Source organism: Rivularia sp. PCC 7116, assembly GCF_000316665.1.
GTDB lineage: Bacteria > Cyanobacteriota > Cyanobacteriia > Cyanobacteriales > Nostocaceae > Rivularia.
Genome location: NC_019678.1, coordinates 4,780,657 through 4,806,521, shown reverse-complemented (window position 1 = coordinate 4,806,521; position 25,865 = coordinate 4,780,657). Strand labels below are relative to the sequence as shown.

Annotated in this window: 17 protein-coding genes; 12 read left to right on the top strand and 5 right to left on the bottom strand. The window is 38.3% G+C overall.

Features of this window, described 5'->3' with window-relative positions:
• The first annotated feature begins 783 nt into the window (after positions 1-783).
• Entirely contained in the window at positions 784-1,173 is a 390-nt protein-coding gene (locus RIV7116_RS18670) for a M48 family metallopeptidase (protein WP_015119866.1), read from the top strand.
• 35 nt (positions 1,174-1,208) lie between these two features.
• Positions 1,209-4,916, top strand: coding sequence for a class I SAM-dependent methyltransferase (locus tag RIV7116_RS18665; protein WP_015119865.1), 3,708 nt, complete (start codon positions 1,209-1,211; stop codon positions 4,914-4,916).
• 237 nt (positions 4,917-5,153) lie between these two features.
• On the opposite strand, the gene RIV7116_RS18660 is transcribed toward RIV7116_RS18665, so the two are convergent.
• The 3 genes from RIV7116_RS18660 to RIV7116_RS18650 form a co-directional block, all read right to left on the bottom strand.
• Entirely contained in the window at positions 5,154-7,388 is a 2,235-nt protein-coding gene (locus tag RIV7116_RS18660; protein WP_015119864.1) for an O-linked N-acetylglucosamine transferase, read from the bottom strand.
• Positions 7,389-7,512: 124 nt separating this feature from the next.
• On the bottom strand, positions 7,513-8,076 hold the full coding sequence (locus tag RIV7116_RS18655) for a type IV pilin-like G/H family protein (protein ID WP_015119863.1): 564 nt from the start codon (positions 8,074-8,076) through the stop codon (positions 7,513-7,515).
• Positions 8,077-8,298: 222 nt separating this feature from the next.
• On the bottom strand, positions 8,299-9,624 hold the full coding sequence (locus RIV7116_RS18650) for a class I SAM-dependent methyltransferase (protein ID WP_015119862.1): 1,326 nt from the start codon (positions 9,622-9,624) through the stop codon (positions 8,299-8,301).
• 225 nt (positions 9,625-9,849) lie between these two features.
• Between RIV7116_RS18650 and RIV7116_RS18645 the strand changes: the two genes are divergently transcribed.
• From RIV7116_RS18645 to RIV7116_RS18625, 5 genes are all read left to right on the top strand, one after another.
• Positions 9,850-10,497: a Uma2 family endonuclease gene (locus RIV7116_RS18645; protein ID WP_015119861.1), complete on the top strand. Its 648-nt coding sequence runs from the start codon at positions 9,850-9,852 to the stop codon at positions 10,495-10,497.
• 303 nt (positions 10,498-10,800) lie between these two features.
• Positions 10,801-12,165 carry a thioredoxin-disulfide reductase gene (gene trxB, locus RIV7116_RS18640; protein ID WP_015119860.1) on the top strand — a complete coding sequence of 455 codons (1,365 nt, stop codon included), beginning with the start codon at positions 10,801-10,803 and terminating at the stop codon, positions 12,163-12,165.
• A 493-nt stretch (positions 12,166-12,658) separates the two neighbouring features.
• Positions 12,659-13,546, top strand: coding sequence for an ABC transporter permease (locus RIV7116_RS18635; RefSeq protein ID WP_015119859.1), 888 nt, complete (start codon positions 12,659-12,661; stop codon positions 13,544-13,546).
• Positions 13,547-13,690: 144 nt separating this feature from the next.
• On the top strand, positions 13,691-13,903 hold the full coding sequence (locus tag RIV7116_RS18630) for a hypothetical protein (RefSeq protein ID WP_015119858.1): 213 nt from the start codon (positions 13,691-13,693) through the stop codon (positions 13,901-13,903).
• Positions 13,904-13,951: 48 nt separating this feature from the next.
• The gene (locus tag RIV7116_RS18625) at positions 13,952-14,845 is read left to right on the top strand and encodes an ROK family protein (protein ID WP_015119857.1); all 894 of its coding nucleotides are present in this window, start codon (positions 13,952-13,954) and stop codon (positions 14,843-14,845) included.
• A 103-nt stretch (positions 14,846-14,948) separates the two neighbouring features.
• Here the strand turns inward: RIV7116_RS18625 and RIV7116_RS18620 are convergent, their stop codons facing one another.
• Both RIV7116_RS18620 and RIV7116_RS18615 read right to left on the bottom strand, forming a co-directional pair.
• Positions 14,949-15,377 carry a hypothetical protein gene (locus tag RIV7116_RS18620; protein ID WP_015119856.1) on the bottom strand — a complete coding sequence of 143 codons (429 nt, stop codon included), beginning with the start codon at positions 15,375-15,377 and terminating at the stop codon, positions 14,949-14,951.
• Positions 15,378-15,488: 111 nt separating this feature from the next.
• Entirely contained in the window at positions 15,489-17,126 is a 1,638-nt protein-coding gene (locus tag RIV7116_RS18615; RefSeq protein WP_015119855.1) for a CTP synthase, read from the bottom strand.
• Between the two features lie 89 nt (positions 17,127-17,215).
• Here RIV7116_RS18615 and RIV7116_RS18610 point away from each other — a divergent pair, with 89 nt between their 5' ends.
• From RIV7116_RS18610 to RIV7116_RS18590, 5 genes are all read left to right on the top strand, one after another.
• A complete protein-coding gene (locus tag RIV7116_RS18610) occupies positions 17,216-18,988 on the top strand; it encodes an N-acetylmuramoyl-L-alanine amidase (RefSeq protein WP_015119854.1) in 1,773 nt (590 codons plus the stop codon).
• Positions 18,989-20,192: 1,204 nt separating this feature from the next.
• Positions 20,193-21,005: a WecB/TagA/CpsF family glycosyltransferase gene (locus RIV7116_RS18605; protein ID WP_015119853.1), complete on the top strand. Its 813-nt coding sequence runs from the start codon at positions 20,193-20,195 to the stop codon at positions 21,003-21,005.
• Between the two features lie 109 nt (positions 21,006-21,114).
• Positions 21,115-23,304 (top strand): polysaccharide biosynthesis tyrosine autokinase, encoded by a 2,190-nt coding sequence (locus tag RIV7116_RS18600; RefSeq protein WP_015119852.1) that lies wholly within the window; start codon positions 21,115-21,117, stop codon positions 23,302-23,304.
• A 317-nt stretch (positions 23,305-23,621) separates the two neighbouring features.
• Positions 23,622-24,215 (top strand): serine O-acetyltransferase, encoded by a 594-nt coding sequence (locus RIV7116_RS18595; RefSeq protein WP_015119851.1) that lies wholly within the window; start codon positions 23,622-23,624, stop codon positions 24,213-24,215.
• A 295-nt stretch (positions 24,216-24,510) separates the two neighbouring features.
• Positions 24,511-25,743 carry a glycosyltransferase family 4 protein gene (locus RIV7116_RS18590; RefSeq protein WP_015119850.1) on the top strand — a complete coding sequence of 411 codons (1,233 nt, stop codon included), beginning with the start codon at positions 24,511-24,513 and terminating at the stop codon, positions 25,741-25,743.
• Positions 25,744-25,865: the final 122 nt, after the last annotated feature.

The window sequence follows — 25,865 nt, the reverse complement described above, 5'->3', positions numbered from 1 at the left end:
AGGTGAGTCGCAGTTAAAACCAAAGAACAATCAAAAGATGTTTGTATCTTTATTCGATATTATTGAATTAAAAATAGTTTATAACTCAGATTAACTTGTCAAATTTTCGTTAATAGGACAGATGTTCATCATTTTCTGTGAAATGAAGATTTGGAGTTTGGTTGAGAAGACGGCTTTATTTTATTGAATCATCTGTATTGACAAAAATCGCATATAAAAAGATGTAAAGCATGTTTCACAAAATCATCGGATAGGTTAAATATCTGCCTGTTATACTCCCTACAGCAAGAAGTAAAATTTCAAATCATGTGATACAAAGTTCTTTGTTTGAAAAGTAAGCAAGTAAGCAGACTGGTTTATACAAGCAAAGTATTTTCTGTTATTTTTGGGTAAAATTTGCGAATATTTTTTTATAAAATTTAGAAGATTTAGAAGGTCTATTAGTATAGTACAGTCTACATTTCTCTTCAAATGTTTTTTCTTAGCTTTGTGAGAAATTTTTGATTTGACATTCTACCGTGCAGAGCAATTTAAACGGAAATGCCTTTCGTTAAATTGCCATTACTTAAGTCAAAATCTTCAAAATACTACTGAATCAAGTTTTAAAAGCTTTTAGAGCAATTTAGTCACGCAGCCTTTAGCTAAAAATGGGGCTGATGGTAGTAGTGCAAGTTGTGAATTCAAAGCAATCTGAATAAAAAAATAGCTCAAATGATAGTTTTGCCCTGTTAAGGGGCATCCTGAGAATGGAATTATTTTTGATCTCAAGTAACTGAATATAGCATGGATGATTCTAGGGAAGAATACGTAGTTCAAAATCGCGAGAAAGCTAAGGTACGACAAAAAATATTAATTTTGGTATCGATAGTATTCTTTTTTGGCTCTGCGGTTATGGCTGCAATTCCTGCCATACAAGAAATTGCTCAACAAGATAATGCTTCGGTTGTTGAGGGGGAAGAATCAATATTGAAGCAGCAGGAACAAGGTTTTGAATTGGTGTTGCAGCGGGAACCCAATAATCAAGTAGCTTTAGAAGGTTTAGTAAAAGTGCGGGTGGCGTTAAAAGATGTTCGAGGTGCAATTGAACCTTTAGAAAAGTTAGTGGAGTTGAACCCTCAAAGGGAAGACTACAAGAGAGGATTGAACGATTTGAAGAAGCAAGTTGAGAAGTAAAGCGATTACAAATTGGTGCAGATACGAGTATGAATATGAAATCTAAAATTATGAATTCCGAACTTAATTATTTAATTCCTCCAGAGATTAAAAATGATGAGTTTTATGTAGCAATTCAGAAGATTTGTAGAGAAGAAGATATTGAAACAGTTTTAGAAATAGGTTCATCTTCTGGAGGTGGAAGTACTGAAGCTTTTGTGACGGGGCTTAGAGAAAATGCTAATAACCCCAAATTATTCTGCATGGAGATTTCAAAGACTAGATTTGCAGAGTTAGAAAAAAAATATGTTAACGATAATTTTGTTAAATGCCATAACGTTTCTTCTGTATCTTTACAAGATTTTCCCACACAAGAAGAGGTTATTAATTTTTATCAAAGTACTCAAAATAATTTAACTTTATATCCTTTAGAGCAAGTATTAAACTGGCTAAAACAAGATATAGAGTATGTCAAAAATGCTGGTGTTGCCGATGATGGTATTCAACAAATCAAGAAGGAAAATAAGATAGATTTTTTTGATTTAGTCTTGATTGATGGTTCCGAATTTACGGGTACGGCAGAATTAGATCGCGTATACGGTGCAAAGTATATTTTACTCGATGATATTACTACATTTAAAAATTATCATAATTTGAATCGTTTACTCAATGATTCAGATTATACATTGATTTCTTGTGACTCTAACATACGCAATGGCTATGCAATTTTTAAACATAAAACGGTTCAACCAACTGCATATGCGACTATTCAACCGGCAGTAGAAGCAGTAGAAGGTTATATGCTTCCCGGTCAAGAAAAGTACTTATTTGAAAAAGTAAAAAGTCTTTCAGAAGATGCTGTAATTGTTGAAATAGGCTCTTTTAAAGGACGATCTACAGTTGCTATGGGATATGCTTGTATCGGTACTAAACGAAAAATTTATTGTATTGATACATGGGATGGTAACGATTCAGATTTTTCCGAACGGCAATTCTTTGATATTTGGCAGCAAAATATTCAACAAAATGGTCTTGAAGAATATGTAGTACCTCTACGTAGCTACTCCCATGAAGCATTAAAGCAATGGAATGAATTAACTGAAAGTAAAAAAATAGACTTTATTTTTATTGATGGTTCTCATCAGTTTTTGGATGTATTAAAAGATTTTGAATTGTCTTTTCCATTAGTAAAAGATGATGGATGGATAGCATTTCATGATGTAATACATACTTGGCCTGGTTGCGAACGGGTATGGCATGATATTGCAAAACCAAGTTTAGTTAATCATGAGTATTCATCAACACTTGCTTGCGCTCAAAAAAGTTTGCAAGTTTCTCGGTATGGATTGACATCGGAACTACCGATTCATTTCTTTACTATAGTTTTAAACGGTCAGCCTTTTATCAAATATCACATTGATATATTTAAACAACTACCTTTAAAATGGCATTGGCATATTGTAGAAGGTGTTGCGGATTTAAAGCATGATACGGCTTGGAGTATTAGAAATGGTGGACATATAAGTAGTGAAATTCATAATTCGGGACTTAGTATTGATGGTACTAGCGAATATATTGATGAACTAAAAAGGCTTTATCCAGATAATATTACCGTTTACCGTAAGCCGGAAGGTGTTTTCTGGGAAGGTAAGCGAGAAATGACTAATGCTCCTCTAGGAAATATTCAAGAAGAATGCTTGTTGTGGCAAGTAGATGTAGATGAATTATGGACTTTTGAACAGCTATCTACAGCCAGAGAATTATTTATTAAAAATCCCGAAAAAACGGCAGCTTTTTACTGGTGTTGGTATTTTGTTGGAGAAAATCTGCTGATAAGTACTCGTAACTGTTATGCTCAAAACCCACAACAAGAATGGTTAAGAACTTGGAGATTTAAACCAGGATATGTTTGGGCTGCACACGAACCACCAGTGTTAGTTGAAAAACTACCTGATGGAGAACTACAAAATGTTGCTGCGGTAAATCCTTTTAAGCATGAAGAAACGGAATCACACAACTTAATTTTTCAGCATTTTGCATATGCGACACAAGAACAATTAAAGTTTAAAGAAGAATATTACGGGTATAAAGGTGCTATTTCTCAATGGGCAGCTTTGCAGGAACAAACTAAATTCCCAGTACTATTGCGCGATTATTTTGCTTGGGTTGGCGATGATACTTTGGTAGCTCAAGCTGATTCATACGGTATAGTACCGATTGCTCAAGCAGAAAAGCATTCTACTGAATGGCGATTTTTGCAGCAAGAGGAAATAGATAAAAGAGTTGTTCATTATGAAAAATCAGTTCCAACAATACTAATTGACGGCGTATTTTTCCAATTATATAAAACGGGAATTGCTCGGGTTTGGAAATCGCTATTGGAAGAATGGGCTACGAATGATTTTGCTAAACATATTATTGTTTTAGATAGAGCCGGTACTGCTCCGAAAATTTCGGGTATTAGATACCGCGAAATTCCCGAATATGACTATAGCGATACCGATAACGATCGAGAAATACTTCAACAAATATGTGATGAAGAAGAAGCTAATTTATTTATTTCTTCTTACTACACAACACCTTTAACAACTCCTTCTGTATTCATGGCATATGACATGATTCCAGAGATTATGGGTTGGGATTTAAATCATCACATGTGGCGAGAAAAGCATCATGCAATTCGACAAGCTTCGTCATATATTACCATTTCTGAAAATACAGCCCAAGATTTAGTTAAATGCTTCCCCGATATTAATCCAGATGCTATTACTGTAGCTTTATTAGGAGTTCAAGATTATTTTTGTCCGGGATTGCCAGAAGAAATCAATGCTTTCAAAACTAAATATGGTATCGTTAAACCTTATTTTCTATTAGTTGGCCCTTCTACTGGCTATAAAAATAGTACTCTGTTTTTTGAAGCATTTGCCAAACTTCCGATTAGTCATGCTTTTGATATTGTTTGTACGGGTAACGGTGGTGTTTTAGTACCTGAATGGAGAGCTTGTACCTACGGGAGTACGGTGCATATGCTGCAATTGGATGATGAAGAATTAGCAATGGCTTACAACGGTGCGATCGCGCTGGTTTATCCCTCAACCTATGAAGGTTTTGGTTTACCAATTCTTGAAGCAATGGCTTGTGGATGTCCGGTAATCACCTGCAATAATGCTTCTATTCCGGAAGTTGCCGGGGAAGCAGCAATTTATATTGACGATAATGATGTAGAAGAACTAGCAAATGCTCTTTGTGAAGTGCAAAAGCCAAGTATTCGCCAATTATTAGTTAATAGAGGAATTGAACAAGCGAAGAAATTTACTTGGCAATCAACTGCTAAAACTGTAAGTGAGGTGTTAATTAACGCAACAATTGAGGCTTTAAATCTCAAAGAAATTAATTTAATTATTTTCCCAGATTGGACGCAGTCAGAAGAAGTTGTTGCAGCAGAATTGCAAGAAGTAATTTCAACATTAGCAACCAGAAATGATGCCAAAGATACAACTTTATTGATTGATATAAGCAATAGCGATGATGAATATGCTTCCATGCTTTTATCTGCCGTCACGATGAACTTGCTAATGCAAGATATAGATATCACTCAAGGCTTAGAAATATCATTACTTCCCCAGTTAAGTGAAAAACAATGGGAGATGTTGTTAACTCGTATCAAAGCTAAAATTAGTTTAGAAAATGAGAACCATCGCAATATTTATAGAGATAAGATTTATGCGATGAATTTGGAAGAATTTTACCAGCAAGTTGTCTGAGAAAACTTAATCGGGAGCATCCCGATTTTGAACAAACATTTTACCCGATACCCTGCAAGGGTGCGGCTACATAAACGAAGCCCGACGACCTGGGCTACTAAGATTCTTAGCCCAGGTCGTCGGGCTTGGTAGTATTGCCCCAGGCTTTTAGTCTGCGGGCTTTTTGCCGCCATTGGGATGCTCCCAATTAATCTAGTTACAAACCCAGTTGTTTGAATCAACTGGGTTTTTTTATGACTATTCAGCGTTTATATAATTAACCCACATTTGTTGATAAGCTTTTTCCATTTCACAAGTAAACTGTTTGGCATTCCATAGCGGCGCAGTTTGACGAGATTGATGTAATTTCCAAGCAATGTCTTGTCTTAATTTGGCATCTTTACCCAAACGAATACCCCATTCTAAATATTCTTCATCGCTCCATGAAATTCCTTCTTTGATTCCGACATTCATCATCATAGTATAGCTATTTCGTGCTACAAATTGTTCGCCAACTTTAGTTACTAAAGGAATTCCCATCCACAAAGTTTCTAAAGTTGTAGTTGCGCCATTATAAGGATAAGTATCTAGTACCACATCAGCGATTCCTAAATTAGCGCGGTGGGTTGCTTCTGAAGAAACCATAGGCAGAAATCGTAAATATTTTGGTTCGACTCCTTCTGCAATTGCTATTTCATTAAAAAAGTTTTGAATAGCTTTTTCATCGGCTAATCCTTTAATTAATAAATAGCTATTCGGTACAGCTTTTAAAATTCTCATTTGCAAACGTACTGTATCGGGATGACGCTTGCAGCCTCCTTGCCCGCTGAAATAAACGATAGCATCTTCAGGAATATTGAGATTTTCTCTTTTCAAAGTTGGCACACCGACTTCAAAACCATCCACTGCTATATAACTTTGAGGTAAACGCCAAATTTTTTCCGAGTAGTAATCTTGGGCATTATCCGGTAATACATAAGAGTCAGCAATAAAGTAGTCGATAGCAGGAAGCCCTGATGCATCCCAACCCAGCCAAGTTGCTTGAATTTTTGCTGGTTTTAAAGCCATAACTTCGCAAGTAATGTCAACGCTCAAGCTATCCAAATCAATTAGAATATCAATTTCATCTCGATCAATTTGCTTGGCAATTTCTGGGCTACTGATGCCCATTTGATAGTATTGATCAAATTGTTCGATATACCATTCTTGTAGAGAATCATTGTTGAGTTGATAGTTGACAAAGTAACCATATAGCTCAAAATCTTTTCTATTGTGATATTCAAACAACCATCTGGCTAACCAACCTACTGAATGTTGTCGGAAACAGCTTGATATATAGCCGATTTTTAAACGTTGATTGGATTTTAAAGATGATTGTGTCGTTTGCCGATTTTGGTACCAGCTAATTTTTGTATTAGCGTAATTTCGGAAGTTCTTTTGGCATAAAGTCGCTAACTGACTTTGAATCTGCCGATATATTTTGGGGTTATCTTTTAAATAAGGAAAGAAAAATCCGGATAGTAATAATCGAGAAATATCAGTTTTATCATTAATTTCGGGTTGCTCTTCAATTAAATCAGCAAGTAACTTTTGGTGACGGTTAAAAACTTCTTGTACTTCTTCCCAGTAGCCACCTGCATTAATTAAAGTCTTTAAAACCAGATGATTACCATAAACTTTATCTAAAAGTGTTTCATCTTGTAAAAGAGTTAAACAATACTTGGCTGTGGCTATTGCGTCATCGTAATTACCAGTTTTTTGATAAAAAGCCGCTAAATGACGTAATAATTCTGTATCTTTGTCATTTATTTGTAAACATATCTTGGCTAATTTTATCGCTTCACTGGGTAAACCTAAAGAATAAGCAAGCTTGACTGCTGCTACTAGTATAATGGCGAAAAATTTATAATAATTACCTAAATAAGGAATGCAGGCTGCAACAAATTCTAAGCAATATGGATGTAATGCATCGGCATCTAAAATAAATTGTATAGTTTGAATAAATAAATTGACATCAACATTTTCGCAATTATAGTTTTGCAGTATATGAATAATTTCTAACTCAGATAAATACTCTCCAGAAAATAATTCTAATTTTATAGCAAGCTGAATTAGCCACAATAAATTATCAATATCAATCGGCGCAAATTCTTGTATATATTGGCGCAATAAATAAGCTGTAGAGTAATTTTCTAACTTTATTTGTCTTTGGGCTTCATGTTCTAAAATTTCAATTAATTCATCATTCCACAACTCAACTTGTTCTGGCTCTCCTTCCATCATTGCCAGCATCCAAGTTGCTTGAGCATCCGCTTCTTCACCTTGCAATAATAATGTTAACCCCAGATACCAATAATAAGATTTGATGTCCGGTTCTATTTCAATCAATTCGTGATAAATTTTTATAGCTTGCTCGTAATCACCTTTTTCCAAGTAATCAAATGCTTGTTCTTGGCTCTTTTGGCAACGAGTGATAGATGATTCTACAACCATTTTTCAATATATTTGTAACAACAATGCAAAAGAGTGAGCAGTTAAATCTACTCACTCAAAATCAATAATTTATACTAATTAACCGCTAACTTGATAGATACCGTTAACTACGCAGTCAACTAAATTAGCGAATAGTCTTCATTCCACCTGCAAGAGCGGGACATTCAGGCTTACTAGCTCTAGCTTCTGGAACAGTTTGACCGTTGGCTTCTGCTTTTGCTAATGGTGTTATTGCTTCGCAGGTAATTGCTTGGGTAATTAATTCTTTTACACCACTTACATCTTGCTCGGAAGTATAAACAACACCAGCATAAGATTTCAAACCTCTGGCTTTCGCTCTAGCTTTATTGGTAACGTACTCGCTTGCTGTTTTAGCACCACCAATGTCATATACATAGTTATCTGTATTTGGTCTGATACCTAGAGAAAGTTCTGTCAGAACTGTAGTGAATTCATTATTATTGCCTAAGTAGTATGCTTGCTGAGCGCGGTTAATAGAACCAATAAATTGCTTCGCCTCAGACTGTCTAGCTTTGTTCGCCTGGTTTAAGAAAGAAGGTAGCGCAATAGCCGAAAGAATACCGATAATAATGATTACAACCAACAATTCAATCAGGGTAAAACCTTCATTTTCTTTTTTGTTGCGGAGAATGGTTTGTAAAAACTTTGCTTTAAGTTCGGTTTTCATTAGTGTTTCCTTTAGGTGGGGATGGGTTATTGAGTTCTAGGTGTAACTTACCCATTTCGTCAGTTTTATTATCATTTTCGAGAATTTTTTTTTTCGGAAATTTGAAAAACCTTTAAGCATCAAAGATTTTGATGCAATATAAGGGCTGATACATTCCCAAAAAATGAAGTATTCCTACTGCGGAGATTTACTCAACTGCCACAAACAGTGGTTTTGAAAATACTATGTTGTCTCTAACATCACATAACCAAAGCTTTCAAGTCTGGAAAATAACTGTTGCAACATATAAAAGACTTGGCTTACATCTGTAGGTTCTAAAGTCACTGGATTTAAAGGTCTGACTTGTTTCCAGCGTTCTACTAAAGCCATCATAGACTGGGGCTCGTCTAATAACGGAATAAAGCAAAATGCCATAGAACTATCTATACTGATGGAATCTTTTACTATTGGTAAGTAATTAGCGAGCGCAAAAGGTCTTATTTCTGTAACGCAGGCTATTAGCTCTTCTCTAATATCAGGAGTTCTTAGCTGTGGGTGCAAATGTACTTTAACGTTCTCCCACACAGAGTCAGTCCATTCTTCTACTGGAACAAAAGACTGGGCTTGATTTGGATGCCCGCACCAAAAATCAAGCAGTCTGTGTACCGGATGCATGAGTTCAAATAACTGTAGCTGCTCCTCAACTGTTGATTCAGGTAAACTCATAGCAATAAAAGCAGGTAAATTATCTGGCTCTTTAAATAAATCTATTAAGTTCCATTCCCCTTGATTCACCATGCTGATAAATTCTAAGTCTGCCGTTCTAAAACCATCGAACATTTCAGCAATCGTATAACCTTTATCTCCCTGAAATAAATAATTCATTAAAATCTTTTCTTTTCCATGTTCTCCTTCATATTTGGAATTCCAAGTTATTTTTTTCAAGTAGACTGTATCTTTTAAAGCCTTCATTATTTCTACAACAATTTCCATTTCTAAGTCTTCTGGATTTCCATCCATTAAACCCATCATGGTAAACACTTTCTGGGCACAGAAATAATTGAAACGTTGAATAGAACTATGCAGATTGCTACGAATAATTCCTTCTGGCTTTAAAACTGCCTTCATTGCTTTTAAAGCTTTACCGATGTCATCAAAAAGATAAAGTAGTTCATCACAATTAATATAGTCAAATTTCCAATTCGACTGAGATAAATCATCTATTCCTAAAACATGAAATTCCGCGTTATCAAAGCCATGAAACTCCAAACGTTGCCGTGCTAATTTAATAGATTCTTCCGAAATATCAATACCAATAATTTTTGCACCTGGATTAGCTTCTGCTAGTACAAGGGATTTATATCCGCTACCGCATCCAGCATCTAAAATAACTTTTCCTTTGGTATCTATAACTTTCTGATTTCTGAAATAATAAGCTGTTACTAAATTATGAATGTAGAGGGTATTAAGTTTATCTTTGGGAGATTCATCAATAGGAATTCTTGGATAGGGGGCACTGTCAAATTGATGACGAATTTTTTCCAGTAAATCTGATGGTTGAACTTGCATGGAATTTTCTCCTGATACTAATTTTTCCCAGGCACGTCTAGACTTATCACCCTAAGTCAACGGCTGACTCAAGCATTAGTATTCCCATATTTTTTGATTTCTAACATCAAATACTATTTTTTCACGGTTGTTTTACAAGAATTTCAACTCACACAAGGCTATTGTGTAATCCTTAAAGAAGTTAAAGCCCTAATAAATAACTAATTCAAGCGAGGTATTTTCAACATGGTGGCAATCTCAACACCAGCAGAAACTAGAACTTTACTTGAGAACATCAGCTATCAAACTTTCAAAGCGATGCTAGCGGACATGGGAAGTTCAAGAAACACCAGACTTGCATACGACAATGGGACATTAGAAATTATGGCTCCAGATATGCCACACGAAAATTCAAATCGCGTTATTGAAGTATTTACTGGAGTATTGTGTGAGGAATTAAGCTTAGAAATCAAACGTTCTGGCTCGTTAACTTTGACACGGGATGATTTGGAACGAGGTGGAGAGCCAGATAGCAGCTACTACATACAAAACGAATACCGGGTGAGAAATAAGGAAAAAATAGATTTGAATATCGATCCACCGCCGGATTTGGTGTTAGAAGTCGAATATTCAAAGCCAAAAGTAGACAAGTTTAAAATTTACGCTGCAATTGGCGTTCCTGAATTTTGGCGGTTTAATGGCAGCGTTTTAAGAATTTATATACTTAATGATGGACAATATCTAGAAGTTGAACACAGCCCTACTTTTGCTCAGGTACCTGTAAAGGAAATTCCTCGATTTATTCAAGAGACTCGAATCAATGGGGAAATGGCGACAACTCGCGCTTTTCGGGCTTGGGTAAGAGACCGGGCGGGCTTGAACCGCACGCTTTAATAATTAATAATTAAGGTTTCTAGATCCGATGGTGCGTTACAGCAACATCATAGGTATCTACCGGAACCGAATACGTTGCGCGCAATCACACGTCAGCCTAAGAAAGTTCGATTGTGGACTCTTCAGAAATCCCCGCGTCTTCAGACCGGGGAAGCTTAATCTACAATATAATTTCAAGATTATTATCTTATCTTGTGGGGTGGATATCCCTATCCGCCTTAATACCAAAGCGTACTCCCACAAAATAGAATAAATTTGCTATGCTATGTAAAGCGTAGTGGTTATGAGTTTACTTAAAAGATTATGGCAAATCCAAAAGTAGAAAATTTAGTAATTATTGGTTCTGGTCCTGCGGGTTATACTGCTGCTATTTATGCAGGGCGTGCAAATCTCAAACCTGTTGTATTTGAAGGCTTTGAAGTCGGGGGGCTACCTGGCGGGCAGTTGATGACTACTACTGAGGTAGAAAATTTTCCTGGTTTCCCCGCAGGTATTACCGGCCCAGAATTGATGGATAAGATGAAGGCTCAAGCAGAACGCTGGGGGGCTGAACTATATACTGAGGATGTAATTTCTGTTGATTTAAGCCAGCGTCCGTTTACCGTGCGCTCCTCCGAACGTGAGTTTAAAACTCATAGCATTGCGATCGCAACAGGTGCGACAGCGAAGCGTTTGGGTTTGCCCAGCGAGCATACATTTTGGAGTCGCGGTATTTCTGCTTGTGCAATTTGTGACGGGGCAACTCCGATATTTCACGGTGCGGAGTTGGCTGTAATTGGCGCTGGTGATTCAGCTGCGGAAGAAGCGATTTACCTAACTAAATACGGCGATACTGTAAATTTATTAGTTCGCAGCGATAAAATGCGGGCAAGTAAAGCTATGCAAGATAGGGTTTTGAGTAATCCCAAAATTAAAGTGCATTGGAACACCGAAGCCGTGGATATTTTCGGTGATGATAACCATATGCAGGGAATCAAAATTCGCAACAACAAAACTGGAGAAGACAGCCAGTTAAGCGTTAAAGGATTATTTTACGCTATCGGACATACCCCCAACACATCTTTATTTAAAGGACAGTTAGAGCTTGATGATGCTGGTTACATTGCGACCAAATCTTCAGTAGAAACCAGCGTAGAAGGTGTATATGCTGTTGGTGACGTGCAGGATCGTGAATTTCGTCAAGCAATTACCGCAGCGGGTTCCGGGTGTATGGGAGCGATGTTAGCGGAGCGTTGGTTATCTGCTGAAGGATTGCTGCAAGAATTCAGTCAAAAGCCAGAAAACAACGAACTAAAACCCCAAGAAGAAGAAAAAACTGCCGCCGATACCGAAGAAGATTTTGATATCAATGCTACACGTCACATCGGAAGTTACGCTTTGAGAAAAATATTTCACGATGGCGATCGCCCATTAATCGTGAAGTATGTTTCTCCTGGTTGTGGTCCTTGTCATACACTTAAGCCGATATTAAATAAAGTAGTGGATGAATTTGACGGTAAAATTCACTTTGTAGAAATTGATATCGACAAGGATAGGGAAATAGCCCAACAAGCAAACGTAACCGGAACGCCCACGGTACAGATATTTAAAAATAAAGAATTGTTACAAGAACTGAAAGGTGTCAAGCAGAAGAGTCAGTATCGGCATTTGCTCGAAAGCGTTCTTTAGGGTAAAGGTAATTGGTAATTGGTAATAGGCAATTGGTGATTGCTATTTGATAGTTAGGAGTTAGGAGTTGAATAATAGCGTTAGATAAGCCTATTAATTTTGAATTGTGTTTTTAGTCCTTTTAAGAGGACTTTTGCTATGAGATGGGGAATTTGATTCCCCGGCGGGCTAAAATACAAAGCGATCTAAGTTATTGCAGTAAAATAAGCAATTTTACACAATTATCTATACAACCTAAAACACTGGGAGAAGTTGCACTGCAACGTCTCTACATTATTTATGCATCTCAGAAAATTAGGTTTCTTAGCCCGTGAAGACGGGCTTTGTTAGTGTAGCCCCACCCTTCGAGGGTGAGGGCATTTAAGCATTTCGGGTTAATTCCCAATCCCTAATATCCGATTCCTAATTACCAATTACCAAAGTTTTGAGTTGACAAAGTGACACTCATACATTAAAACTCTTAACTCATAACTCTTAACTTAAGAATTAACCTATGACTGCTGCTAAAGGTTTCTTGCCGAGATTCTTGCCTTTCATAAATAAAAAACCTACGCTTTCTCAACAATTGATGTTGGTTGGGTTAAGCATTACCTTAATGTTTGTTTTTCTAGCAGTGTTTTCTCCCTTGCTTCAAGCTTTGGGATTGCTACAAGATCCAACAGAATTTCTTGATAATCCAATTCATACACCGCCTTCATTGAAACACTGGTTTGGCACTAGTCGTTTAGGCTACGATATCTTTTCTCGTACTGTTTTTGGCGCTCAAGCTGCGTTGCAGGTAGTTTTAATAGCTACTGCATTAAGTATGCTGGTTGGCGTGCCTTTGGGGATGCTAAGCGGCTATATTGGCGGTAGGTTAGATAAAGTACTGCTATTTATTATGGATAGCATTTATACCTTGCCCGGTCTGCTGCTTTCAGTAACGCTGGCATTTGTTGTCGGGCGCGGGATATTGAATGCGGCGCTGGCAATTAGTATTGCTTATGTTCCGCAATATTACCGAGTTGTTCGTAACCATACAGTAAGTGTTAAGACCGAAGTTTTTATAGAAGCAGCCCAAGCTATTGGCGCTAATACCTGGCAGGTACTTTCGAGATATTTATTTTTGAATGTAATTCAAAGCGTACCTGTATTATTCACCTTGAATGCTGCTGATGCAATCTTAGTATTAGGTGGTTTGGGATTTTTAGGGTTGGGGCTTCCCGAAGAAGTCCCAGAATGGGGACACGATTTGAAACAAGCCTTAGCCGCACTACCCACAGGGATTTGGTGGACTACTCTTTTTCCCGGATTAGCTATGACAACAATGGTAGTAGGGTTATCACTACTTGGTGAGGGGTTGAATGAGTTTGTCAATCCGCGTTTAAGGCAACGAAAATAGTCTACAGGTTAAAGGTCAAAGGTCAAAGGTTAAAGGTGAGGAGTTAGGAGTTCGGAATCATGGCTCTTTCACAACTCCCCTTCTCTCCCTATTCCCTTGTCTTCTCATGTCCAATACCCGATGCCCTATATTATTGAGAGGATTATGGTAAAAGATAGAATTTCGTTAATTGCGGCGGCTGCCGGTGGTTTTATGTTGTTTATGGCTCTAAGTGGTATTTTACAAGGGGCACCTGTAACGGCTTTACAGAAACATGATAATTTTGCTTCAACCAAAGTTGCCGATTTACAGTTAGAAAAACGTCAAGCTGAACAAGATTTTCCAGCTTTTGGTAATTCCTTAACTATTCCGGATTAAGTCTCAATCTTACTGATAACTGCTTACTGTTAACTGATAACTGAAAAAGTGCTAACTCAAGTAATTGGTATTGATCTGGGAGGAACGGCAATCAAATTAGGACGATTTACGTCTGATGGTTCTTGTTTAAAATCTTTGAGCGTGCATACTCCCCAACCAGCAACACCAGAAGCGGTAGTGGCAGCTATTGTTGATGCAATAGCCAGAGTAGATCCAGAAGGAAATGCAGTTGCAATCGGTGTTGGAACTCCAGGCCCAGCCGATGCCCAGGGACGCATTGCTAAAATTGCGATTAATCTTCCTCAATGGCGGAACATTCCTTTAGCGGACACTTTGGAAGAGAAAATCGGTAAGCCTACAATTATTGATAATGATGCAAACTGCGCGGGTTTGGGTGAAGCTTGGCTTGGTGCAGGACGTTTTTATAAAAATTTTATTTTACTGACTTTAGGTACTGGCGTTGGTGGAGCTATTTTTATTGATGGTAAATTATTTACAGGAAAATTTGGAGCCGCAGGAGAATTAGGCTTAATTAGTGTAAATCCTAATGGTTCGCAATGTAAAAGCGGTAATCGAGGTTCTTTGGAACAGCATACTTCGGTAATCGCAATTCGTCGCCGTAGTGGTAAAGAACCGGCAGAATTAGGTACTTTAGCTAAAACTGGAAATAAAGAAGCGTTGAAGTTTTGGCAGGAGTATGGTAAGGATTTGGGAATTGGAGTCACAAGTTTAATTTATGTGCTAACACCTGAAGCTGTTGTAATTGGAGGCGGTGTTAGTGCAAGTTTCGAGTTTTTCCTACCGTCAATGAAAGCAGAAATTGAGCAGCGAGTAATGCCCACATCTCGCGTAAATTTACAAATAGTAAGGGCGCACTTAGGTAATGGCGCGGGAATGTTGGGTGCTGCAAAACTGGCGATTGAAAAGTTTATCAATAATTAAGAATAGGGCATTGGGCATTGGGAATTGGAGAATTAAAAATTTATTTGTATTGAAAACAATAGTACAAGAATTTTAGTTAACTTCGATGCCCAACGCCCAATTACTAATTATTAGATAAGGTATATCCCGTTGTTTGATGGATGTAATGTACCACTTTGTCATAGGATTCGGGATTACTGGCAGGATTAATAATTACCGGTATGCTGCTGTCAGGCAACCAAAAGGTAATCCTACCGTTTGCTTCATGACAAAATGATGAAATACATTTGAGGTTGATCACGTATTCATTTCTTTCATAAGAGATTTTTACCCAGCAAGCACCATCTAATTCAGAATTATTGACTCGTTCAATATATTCCAAAATTTTTTGGTAATCTTCTTGATTGTGGTGGGGGATAATCACAATAGGTATAGCACTATTTGGCAGCCAAAATGTTACTCGACCATTTGGTTCGCAGCAGAAAGCAGTGACGCGCTGAAAATCAACTACATATTCTTTTTTTTCGTAGAAGATTTTTACCCAATACGCCACAACTTCTCCTCTCTACCTTCCTTAAACTTGGACGACCCATTTTACAACACTCCTGCTTCAGAGTATAAAGCCTTCACCGCCTTCTCGTTGTGGGTAAATACTCTGGAAAATTTACGATACTTGAGCGGGTGCTGTTAAACCATCGCGTTCGCACGAACGAGTAATGGCTGCTTCTAATAAACCTTTAAATAAAGGATGAGGTCCGTTAGGGCGCGATAGAAACTCTGGATGAAATTGACAAGCAATAAAGAAGGGGTGATCTGGTAGCTCTACCATTTCGACTAATCTTCCGTCGGGAGAAGTTCCACCGATTAAATAGCCAGATTCTAAGAACAAATTGCGGTAAGCATTGTTGAATTCATAACGATGTCGGTGTCTTTCGTAGGTTACTTCGTCACGGTATAGCTTATAAGCAAGGGTATTGGGCACAATATGACAGGGATATACCCCTAAGCGCATTGTACCGCCCAAATCCACTACATCTTGTTGCTCTGGCAGTAGGTTAATTACGGGATTAACGCTTTCTTCATCAAATTCAGCACTACCAGCATTTTTAAGTTTTGCGACGTTTCTTGCCCATTCAATCACGCAGCATTGCATCCCCAAGCATAAACCTAGGAATGGTATTTGACGTTCGCGAGCGTATTTAATCGCGGCTATTTTACCATCTACTCCCCGAGAACCAAAACCTCCCGGTACGACTATTGCATCTACTCCCTTGAGGTGCATTTCTGCTGGTTCGGTTTCCAATTCTTCGGAGTTAATCCACCTTATATGTAACTCTCCCCGAGTCGCGATCGCCGCGTGACGAAGTGCTTCGACGACTGAAATATAAGCATCGCTTAACTGGACGTATTTGCCAACTATGGCTATTTCAATGCGATGCTGGGGATTGTACATCCGTTTGACTAAAGTCTGCCACTGCTGTAAATCTGGTGGCTGTTTTGCCATATTCAGCAAAGAAAGGGTTTGAGTCGCCAATCCTTCTTGCTCTAAAATCAAAGGTACTTCGTAAATGCTTTTAGCGTCGATACAAGGGATTACGCATTCAACTGGTACGTCGCAAAATGCCGATAATTTTTCTTTTATTCCTTCTGGCAGTTGACGGTCGCATCGGCAAACTAGTATATCTGGTTGAATTCCAATAGACCTTAATTCCTTAACCGAATGCTGAGTCGGCTTGGTTTTCATTTCTCCAGCAGAAGCTATCCACGGTATCAAAGTTACGTGCATGTACAGCACGTTTTGCCGTCCTACTTCTTTACGAAATTGACGAATTGCTTCTAAAAATGGGAGAGATTCAATATCCCCTACCGTTCCACCAATTTCCGTAATTACCACGTCAGGATTAGTATTTTGAGCTACCCGAGTAATGCGGTCTTTGATTTCATTTGTAATGTGGGGAATGACCTGTACTGTACCACCGTTATAATCGCCACGACGTTCTCGGTTGATTACGGATTGGTAAATAGAACCAGTTGTAACGCTGTTGAGACGGGACATAGAAGTGTCGGTGAAGCGTTCGTAATGTCCCAAATCTAAATCGGTTTCAGCACCATCTTGAGTAACGAACACTTCACCGTGTTGAAACGGACTCATGGTTCCTGGGTCAACATTAATATATGGGTCGAGTTTGAGTATCGATACCGAATAATCACGTGATTTTAGCAATCTTCCTAGACTTGCTGCTACAATCCCTTTACCGATACTGGAAACTACTCCACCAGTAACAAATACGAACTTCGTCATACGATTTTTAAGTTTCAAGCAACTTCTAAAAATTACATCCCGTCATTGTGCCACAGTAAATGTTGAGAATCTTGTTGTAAACTACAGACGTGAAACCATTATTAGGATTCGTAGTATTAGCTTCCATAGCAACTCCCAATTTAGCTTGGGCACAAGAACAACCCCTGAAAGTGGTTTATCCCCCGACAAACCACAAAACAACGTCAGATAAAATCTTTTTCATTGGTACGGCTCCACCAACCGGACAGGTTTTAATAAATGGTAAGTCAATTACTCGTTCCCAATCCGGTCATTTTGCACCTAGTTTTCCCCTGCAAATAGGAGAGAACACATTTACAATACGACATTCGGACCAACAAGTTGAGATCAAAGTAATCAGAACCAGTACCCAACCCGAAGTACCTCAAGGGTTAAACTTCGCTAAAGATTCTTTAACTCCGAAAGTTGATATTGCTAGACTCCCAGGAGAACTAATATGTTTTAGCGCGATCGCACCCCCAAGCGCTACAGTATCCGTAAATTTTGGTGACAATAAACGGGTTCCTCTTGTCCTCCAACCACCGCAGGCACAGTTACCAAGTAACTTAGCGGCTTTAACGGGAACCAATCAACCGCAAAATGCTACAAAGAGCGAATATTCTGGCTGTACTATGGCAGAAGCTAATCAATTAGCAACACCAAAATATCAGCTAACGCTTAATTCACAAACAATAACTCAAGAAGCCCCTGGAAAAATTACCGTTTTACAACCGAGCAATTTACCGGTTGTGGAAGTAAGTGCCGAGTTTGGTGTGGCTCGCACTGGTCCTTCTACTAATTATTCTAGACTAACGCCATTACCCAAGGGTACACGTTCGGCTGTAACGGGAAAAACTGGTGAGTGGTTGCGTCTGGACTATGGTGCTTGGATAAAAAGTTCGGAAACTGTTGCTTTACCAAATGCGATTGTTCCCAATACTATTATTCGCAGCGTTGCTTCTAGTCAATCGCAGGATTCAACTTTAGTTAATTTTCCTTTACAAACTCCGGTTCCTGTCAGCGTCAAACAGGAGTCAGACAAGTTGACTTTAACGTTGCACAATACTACTGCCCAAACAGACACTATTCCATTTAATGACAATCCATTTATATCCCGCATGGATTGGCAGCAAATACCTCCATCCCCAGGAGTAAATTCAGGTGCAGTCCAATATATTTTCAATTTAAAGAAAAACCAGCAGTGGGGATATAAGTTGGGATATGAAGGCACAACTTTAAAGTTAAAGTTACGTCATGCTCCCGAATTACGTCGCAGCAGACGCAAACCCTTATCTGGAATCAAAATTCTAATCGATCCCGGACACGGTGGTAAAGAATTAGGGGCTGTTGGGCCAACTGGTTTACCAGAAAAAGATGTTAACTTAACCGTATCTAAGCTACTGCGGCAAGAGTTAGAAAAAAAAGGCGCAACGGTAGTGATGACGCGCGAAGTTGACAAGTTTGTATCTTTAGGCGATCGCCAAAAAATAATTGCAAGAGAAGAACCTACCTTAGCACTGTCAGTTCATTACAATGCTTTACCGGATTACGGTGATGCGGAAAATACTAAGGGTATTGGCATGTTTTGGTATCATCCACAAGCTCATAGTTTGGCGATATATCTACATAATTATCTAGTGAAAAAGTTAGATAGACCTTCTTATGGCGTATTTTGGAACAATTTAGCTCTTACCCGCCCAGAAGCTGCGCCATCACTATTATTAGAGCTAGGTTTTATGAGTAATCCAGAAGAATTTGAGTGGGTAAACAATCCAAAACAGCAAAAAAAATTAGCCCGAACACTTGCTGATGGTATTGTCAAATGGCTTAGAGACAACCGCTAAAGATTAGATTTTAGCTGAAAAATCTCAATTGATTGGATTATTTTTTTGAAGTGCGGGCTAGTATAATCTTCGTGAGATAAATGCTAAAGCCCGCACCACGAAAATGAATCAGATGATTTTTTATACAACTATATAATTTTATAGCAATTAATAAAACGTAATCAGGAATTTTATGTAAGTATTCCGTTAGAGGGATAGGTTAATTATGTAGCTTCGTTTTAATTAATAGATATAGCGAGATTAGAAGTAAAATATTAGCCCAGAAAGGTTTTCACCAGCTCGAAGACCAAAATTTATTAAAGTTGAAAAAATACTAAATATTTTGCTTTGGATGAATATCAAGTCATAACTAATATTCCATTAGATTATGACCCTGTATTCAAATTTGATGACTTGCTGGTACAAATATAGGCCAGTAGAAACCAGGGCGTGGATTTCACTTAGGTATAGGGGAAAATACGATGAAATATTGAAAAAAACCCCAGACTCGACTCAATATCAATATTTTTTTACGAGCTTTCACGGTAGCTTTACAATTTCTTTACTGTAGAGAATGGCTTCTACACGCTAACTTTATAGTAATTGGTTTAAATTATTCCAATTGAAGTTATATTAAAGTTTGTTCGTGAAAAAATGAAGAAATCGAAATTAACCGCCATATTTTGTCTCGATTTCAATAGTTTTTCAAAAAAAATTATTTTGGTTTAAATGCTTTTAAATGACCCCTGGCTAAATATTTTAGAAGAACTATAGTACCGAACCTGGAAGTACGGTACCTTCTTTCTATACACAGAGAATAGTTGAAAGCTATGCAATATTCCACTCACATTTCTAATCAAAAAATTAAGCCCTGCTTACGCATACGTGTTTTAAAATACAAAAATATGTTTGCGTATATATAAAGGGTAAAATTTTGGGTAAGTAGATACTTCCCGGCAGGAGAAATTGGTAATGGTTAATTGGATAGTTTTAGCCTCAGATGCTAAAAGCGGGTGTCTATTTTTAGTTGTCGGTAGATTAATCTAATTGCCTGACACCATAACCCTAAGATACTCGGATTCTAACCTCGCGTTTGGCTAAATTTCTAAATTTTCTGTGAATTTTGTATTAGTGTTAACTGAGTTTCCCTATTTATTGGCCTCCCCTGGCTAGTCATTGATAGACACTTTATTTTAAACGTATTACTGCTGTTTGGATACAGGTGATGACACAGGTGCAGTTGCTGAACGTAAACATCAACAATGTCGCGATGAGCGAATTGTTAGAGAAATTGCAAAGTGGTGGTCTCGTAGTAACCCCCAACGTAGACCATTTGATGAAGTTGCAGAGAGACCGTGATTTTTATGGAGTTTATCAGGATGCAGAATACCGAGTTTGCGACAGCAAAATATTAATGTATGTATCTCATTTTTTAGGAACACCCATACAGGAAAAAATTTCTGGTTCCGATTTGTTTCCAGCTTTTTATGCCCATTATAGAAATGACGAAAGGATAAAAATTTTTTTGCTTGGCGCTCAAGAAGGAATTGCTGAAACTGCAAGGAGAAACATAAATTCTAAAGTAGGTAGAAATATGATTATTGATACTTACTCGCCTCCTTTCGGTTTTGAAAAAGATGAGCAAGAATGTCAAAAAATTATCGATCTGATTAATTCTTCAGATGCTACTGTCTTGGCCATTGGAGTTGGTGCCCCCAAGCAGGAAATGTGGGTTGCTAAACATAGAAAATCTTTGCACAAGGTGAAAATATTCTTGGCAATTGGAGCAACGATTAACTTTGAGGCTGGGAATATCAAACGCTCCCCTAAATGGATGAGTGAAGTAGGTTTAGAATGGCTGTACAGGCTGTTGAGCGAGCCGAAACGGCTTTGGAAAAGATATTTGATGGATTCAATTCCATTCATTTATTTAGTTTGCAAACAACGCTTTCAACTATATAGAAATCCGTGGTCGAAAGCTAAACGGAGTCAAACTAACAATATTCTTTCTGTAGTAAGAGGTTTAAAGAAAATGTAGAAATGAGGCAAAATTTGTCTTAAATAAAGAAAAATAGCAAGTAATTACGACTTGTTATTTTTGTATTTATTGTTCTTCTTGAAGTAAACATACGCTAGTATCACGAACTATGGAAAATAGCAACTATCCAGAAGAGATAGATGTACAAAAATATTTAATAGTTTTAAAGCGCCGGTGGTTGGTATCAGCAGGAGTATTTGCGACCTTCGCGGGATTAGCAATGTTTGCTGTTTCGGTTCAGAAGCCTGCTTACGAAGCTAGTGGAAAGCTGCTGTTTCAATCAAACCGCACATCTTCTCTTACCGGGGCGGGAGAAAAGATAGGAGACTTAGAAGCTTTAAAACGTGAGTTTAATCCTCTAGATACTCAAGCTTTATTAGTAGAATCAACTCCGCTCAAACAAGAAGTGATTGATTCTTTAGACTTAAAACATAAGGATGGAGAATCTTGGAGTCCGAATTCAATTAACCTCAAAGCAGAAGCAGTTTTAGGTACTGACGTACTGAAAGTATCTTATATTTCCGAAAAACCTGAATTGGCTAAAAAGATAATCAATCAGGTGATGAAATCTTTTATAAAGAACAATATTAACGTTAACCGTTTAGAAGCCAGTGCTGCGGGCGAATTTATTCAAAAACAAATTCCTCAAGCACGGAAGAATTTGGAAGAAAAGGCTGAAAATTTACGCGGTTTTAAAGCCAAGAATGGGATTATTGATTTAGAGCAGGAAACTGCTGGTACTGTTTTAACAATAAATAAACTCAATGACGAGTTAAACCAAGCTCGTTCTGGATTAGCAGATTTAAAAGCAAGAGAATCTGAGTTACGCACTCAATTAAATTTACCTGGGAATTTAGCTCTAGATATTACCTCTTCTCAAGTACCCGCAGTCCAAGAAGTTTTAAGAGAGTTACAGAAAGTTCAGTCGGAATTAGCGACTTTAACAACCCGGTTAACGGAATCACATCCAGATATTATTGATAAACAGCAGAAAGAAACTAAATTAAAAGCCTTATTAAAACAAAGAACTAGGGATGTACTGGGATATCAGCCACAAATTGCACCCAGCAGGTTGCAGATGGGGAGAATCAAGCAAGATTTGACTTCCGAGTTGATTGAAATTCAAGCCCAGCGCTTGGGTTTAGGTGAAAAAATAGAAGCTTTAGAACAACAAAGAAATTTATTCCGCGATCGAGCTAATATTCTGCCGAATTTAGAAAAACAACTCAGAGAAAGAGAGCGGCAGTTAGATGTGGCACGCGGTACATTAGAAAATCTACTGACAAGGCTGCAAGAGATTAGAGTTGCGGAAAATCAAACAGTAGGTAACGCTCGCATTATTGAATATGCCGATGCCTATCCAAGCCCTCGAGCTGCGAAAAGGAAGTTGGGGATTACAGCAGGTGGTATATTCGCTGGATTGTTGCTTGGTGTTGCAGCTGCATTCTTTGTCGATTTGATTGATAGAAGACTGAAAACGGTTAAGGAAGCAGAAGCGCTGTTTGGATATACAGTACTGGGCTTTATTCCCAAGTTTGAAACAAGCGATACGAGCTTAACTTCCGAAGAATATTCTAATTCTGAGGTTTCCAGGCGAGTGATAGTTGCAACAACGCCGCGCACGGTAATTCATGAAGCTTATCAAATGCTTCAGGCTAATTTGAAATTTATTAGCTTGGATAAGAAAGTTCGTTCTATTGCTGTAACAAGTTCCGTTGCCAAGGAAGGAAAAACAGAAGTCGCGGCTAATTTAGCAGTAGTAACCGCTCAAGTCGGGCGGAAAGTGCTTTTAGTTGATGCAGATATGTACAACCCATCCCAGCATCATCTTTGGGGTTTAATTAACTCTATAGGATTGAGTAACGTGATGGTTGGTGAAAATGATTTTGAAAGTGCAGTACAGAAAGTAACCGATAATTTGTCGGTGCTGACATCTGGAGTCATGCCGCCTAATCCTTTAGCATTAATTGATTCAGAGCGGATGACTAACTTTATAGAAATGCTTTCCCAGACATATGACTGTATTATTTTTGATGCTCCTAGCTTAGTAGGAACCGCAGAAGCCGCAGTGCTATCACAGATGGTAGATGGGGCTTTGGTGGTAGTTAGACCGGGGAAAGTTAATTCAGCAAGTGCTGCGGCTGCAAAGTCTCTTGTGGAAAGGTCTGAAGCTAATGTTTTGGGAATTGTGGCTAATGGCGTAAATGTCAAGTACGAGCCTAATAATTATTTCTACTACAACAATCCTCATTCCGAATCTAGCATTGAGAAAGTCGATGAGGAGGCGGTGCGTTCTTAGCCGTAGGTACTTATAGATAGTCAAATGTCCCACCGTTGGTGTCGCTCTTAGGGGGCGACACCCCCATGCATAAGGTTTTATCCAGAACGGAATATTTGTAAAATGGTGGGAAATTGTATTTCTTGGATTTCTCTTAGTCAGAGAAGATTTGAGTTAGGAACTGTGGAGATGTGGCAAAATTACATCTGTAGAGGGGTTAGGAGCTTGAAGTGAAAAATTTTGCAGCCATCTTGTTAGTCTATATTCGTTCGTGTTTCTTCCCAATTGCTTAACTTGTGCAAATCGTTCATTACTTATTTAAAAATTGAGATATAAACATGAGTGCCCAACTGAACAGAGCAGCCGATAGCAGGGGATTGGTACTAAAAGAAGAAGATTTAAGTTTATGGCAGCAGTTAAAGGAAGACTGGATTGCTCACGGCAAAGATTGGACTAGACCGGGATTTCGAGCAATAGCGGTTTATCGCTTCGGAGTTTGGCGAATGACAATTAACTCCAAGATACTGCGATCGCCTTTTAGTGTGTTATATAAAATGATGTTTCGGAAGATTCGTAATGGTTACGGAATTGAAATACCATTTACCGCTCGATTGGGACGACGGGTAATTATCGAACATCAAAGTGGGATAGTGGTTCATGGATGCTCCGCGATTGGCGATGATTCGATTATTCGTCAAGGTGTAACCTTGGGTAATCGCTATTTGGATCGTCCTATGGAGGCTCCAAAGCTGGGAAAAAGAGTCAATGTAGGGGCAGGCGCGAAGATTTTTGGCGATATCTCGGTTGGAGATGGGGCAGCAATTGGTGCTAATGCAGTTGTTTTACGGGATATTCCTGACGGAGCAACCGCAGTGGGTATACCTGCTACTGTTATCAAGTCTAAGGTAAGTAAAGAGGATGGTAAAGGATAAACTATGTACGAGTAGTCAATGTCGGTTTTAGTATTTTACTGTCTATTTCCATTGAATAGCTGAGTTTTGTGCTGATTGTCTTCGATTTGAAAGTTGGGATGGAAATTTGCCTCTACTACCTCTTTCAAGTTTAACAATCGCGACCTGAATATGAGATAAATCGGATTTTCTCTCTGAAAAATTTATTTTCTAATCTGAATTATAAAATAGATTTTGTTGAAATTTGGGTTGGCACTGAAACGAACTCAGTCGATGGCAAGTCAAGAATAAATTGAAAAAAGAGGTGAATACAAGGATGCGAGTTTTGATTGTCGCCGAACATGCCTCTGCTAAATATGGCGGTGAAGCATTTTTACCCCTAAACTACTTTAGATTGCTGAGAAAACGTCAAATCGATACTTGGTTAGTAGTTCATGGACGCACTCAAGACGAACTTGAATCGCTTTTTCCCCAAGAAGACGGTCGTATACATTTTGTAACGGATAACTGGATACACCAGCTATTATGGCGTTTGGGAGATTTATTACCTCGAAGATTGGCGCTAATAACGACTGATTTAATCAGTCATTTATATACCCAAAGCATCCAGCGTCGGCTTGTACGTCAACTTGTTAGGCAAAACAATATAGATGTAGTCCACGAACCGATTCCGGTATCGCCGAAATTTCCGTCTGTGATGTTTGATGTGTGGGCACCTGTTGTTATTGGTCCGATGAATGGTGCGATTGAATATCCTCCTGGGTTCAACTCTCGTCATAATTGGTTTGTTGATTTAATGGTCTCCAAGGGACGCAAATTATCTGATTTTGGTAATCGTCTCATACCTGGAAAACTTCAAGCCAAGATATTACTTGTTGCTAACGAACGCACCAAGCAAGCATTGCCTCGGGGCAATAATGGAACCGTTTTAAATTTAGTAGAAAACGGTGTGGATTTATCTGTATGGCACAGTATGAAACAAGTCCACTTTGATTTAGAACAAGAAACTCGATTTGTTTTCGTCGGTCGATTGGTTGATTGGAAAGCCGTGGATCTACTTTTAGAAGCCTTCAGCGTAGTAGCATCTTCTGCGAACGTATGTCTGGAAATTATTGGCGATGGTAAGCAAAGAAACCTTTTAGAAGCTCAAACCTCACAATTAGGTTTAAGTAAAAAGGTAACTTTTTCTGGATGGCTCCCTCAAAAGCAATGTGCACAAAATTTAAAAAAAGCTGATGTTTTAGTTCTTCCCAGTCTTTTGGAATGTGGAGGTGCAGTAGTTTTAGAAGCGATGGCAGTGGGGATACCGGTGATTGCTACAAAATGGGGAGGTCCGGCAGATTATTTGAATGGAGATTGCGGCATTTTGATAGAACCCACCTCTAGAGAAGCTTTAGTAGATGGATTGGTTAACGCTATGGATAAACTAGCCCAATTTCCACAATTGCGATCCCAATTAGGTAATGCTGGCAAAGAAAGGGTACGGCAATATTTTGACTGGGAACGTAAAATCGACCGGATTTTAGAGATTTATGATTTAGCAGTTTAACCCACAGGTATTTAAAACTTGCTAGCTAGAAGTTGCAACCTTGAGAGGTATGAATATAGAGATTATTGTTCTTAACAAGTTTATTGGAACTGCTCGAATAGAAAAATTTTGATTGGTAAAAG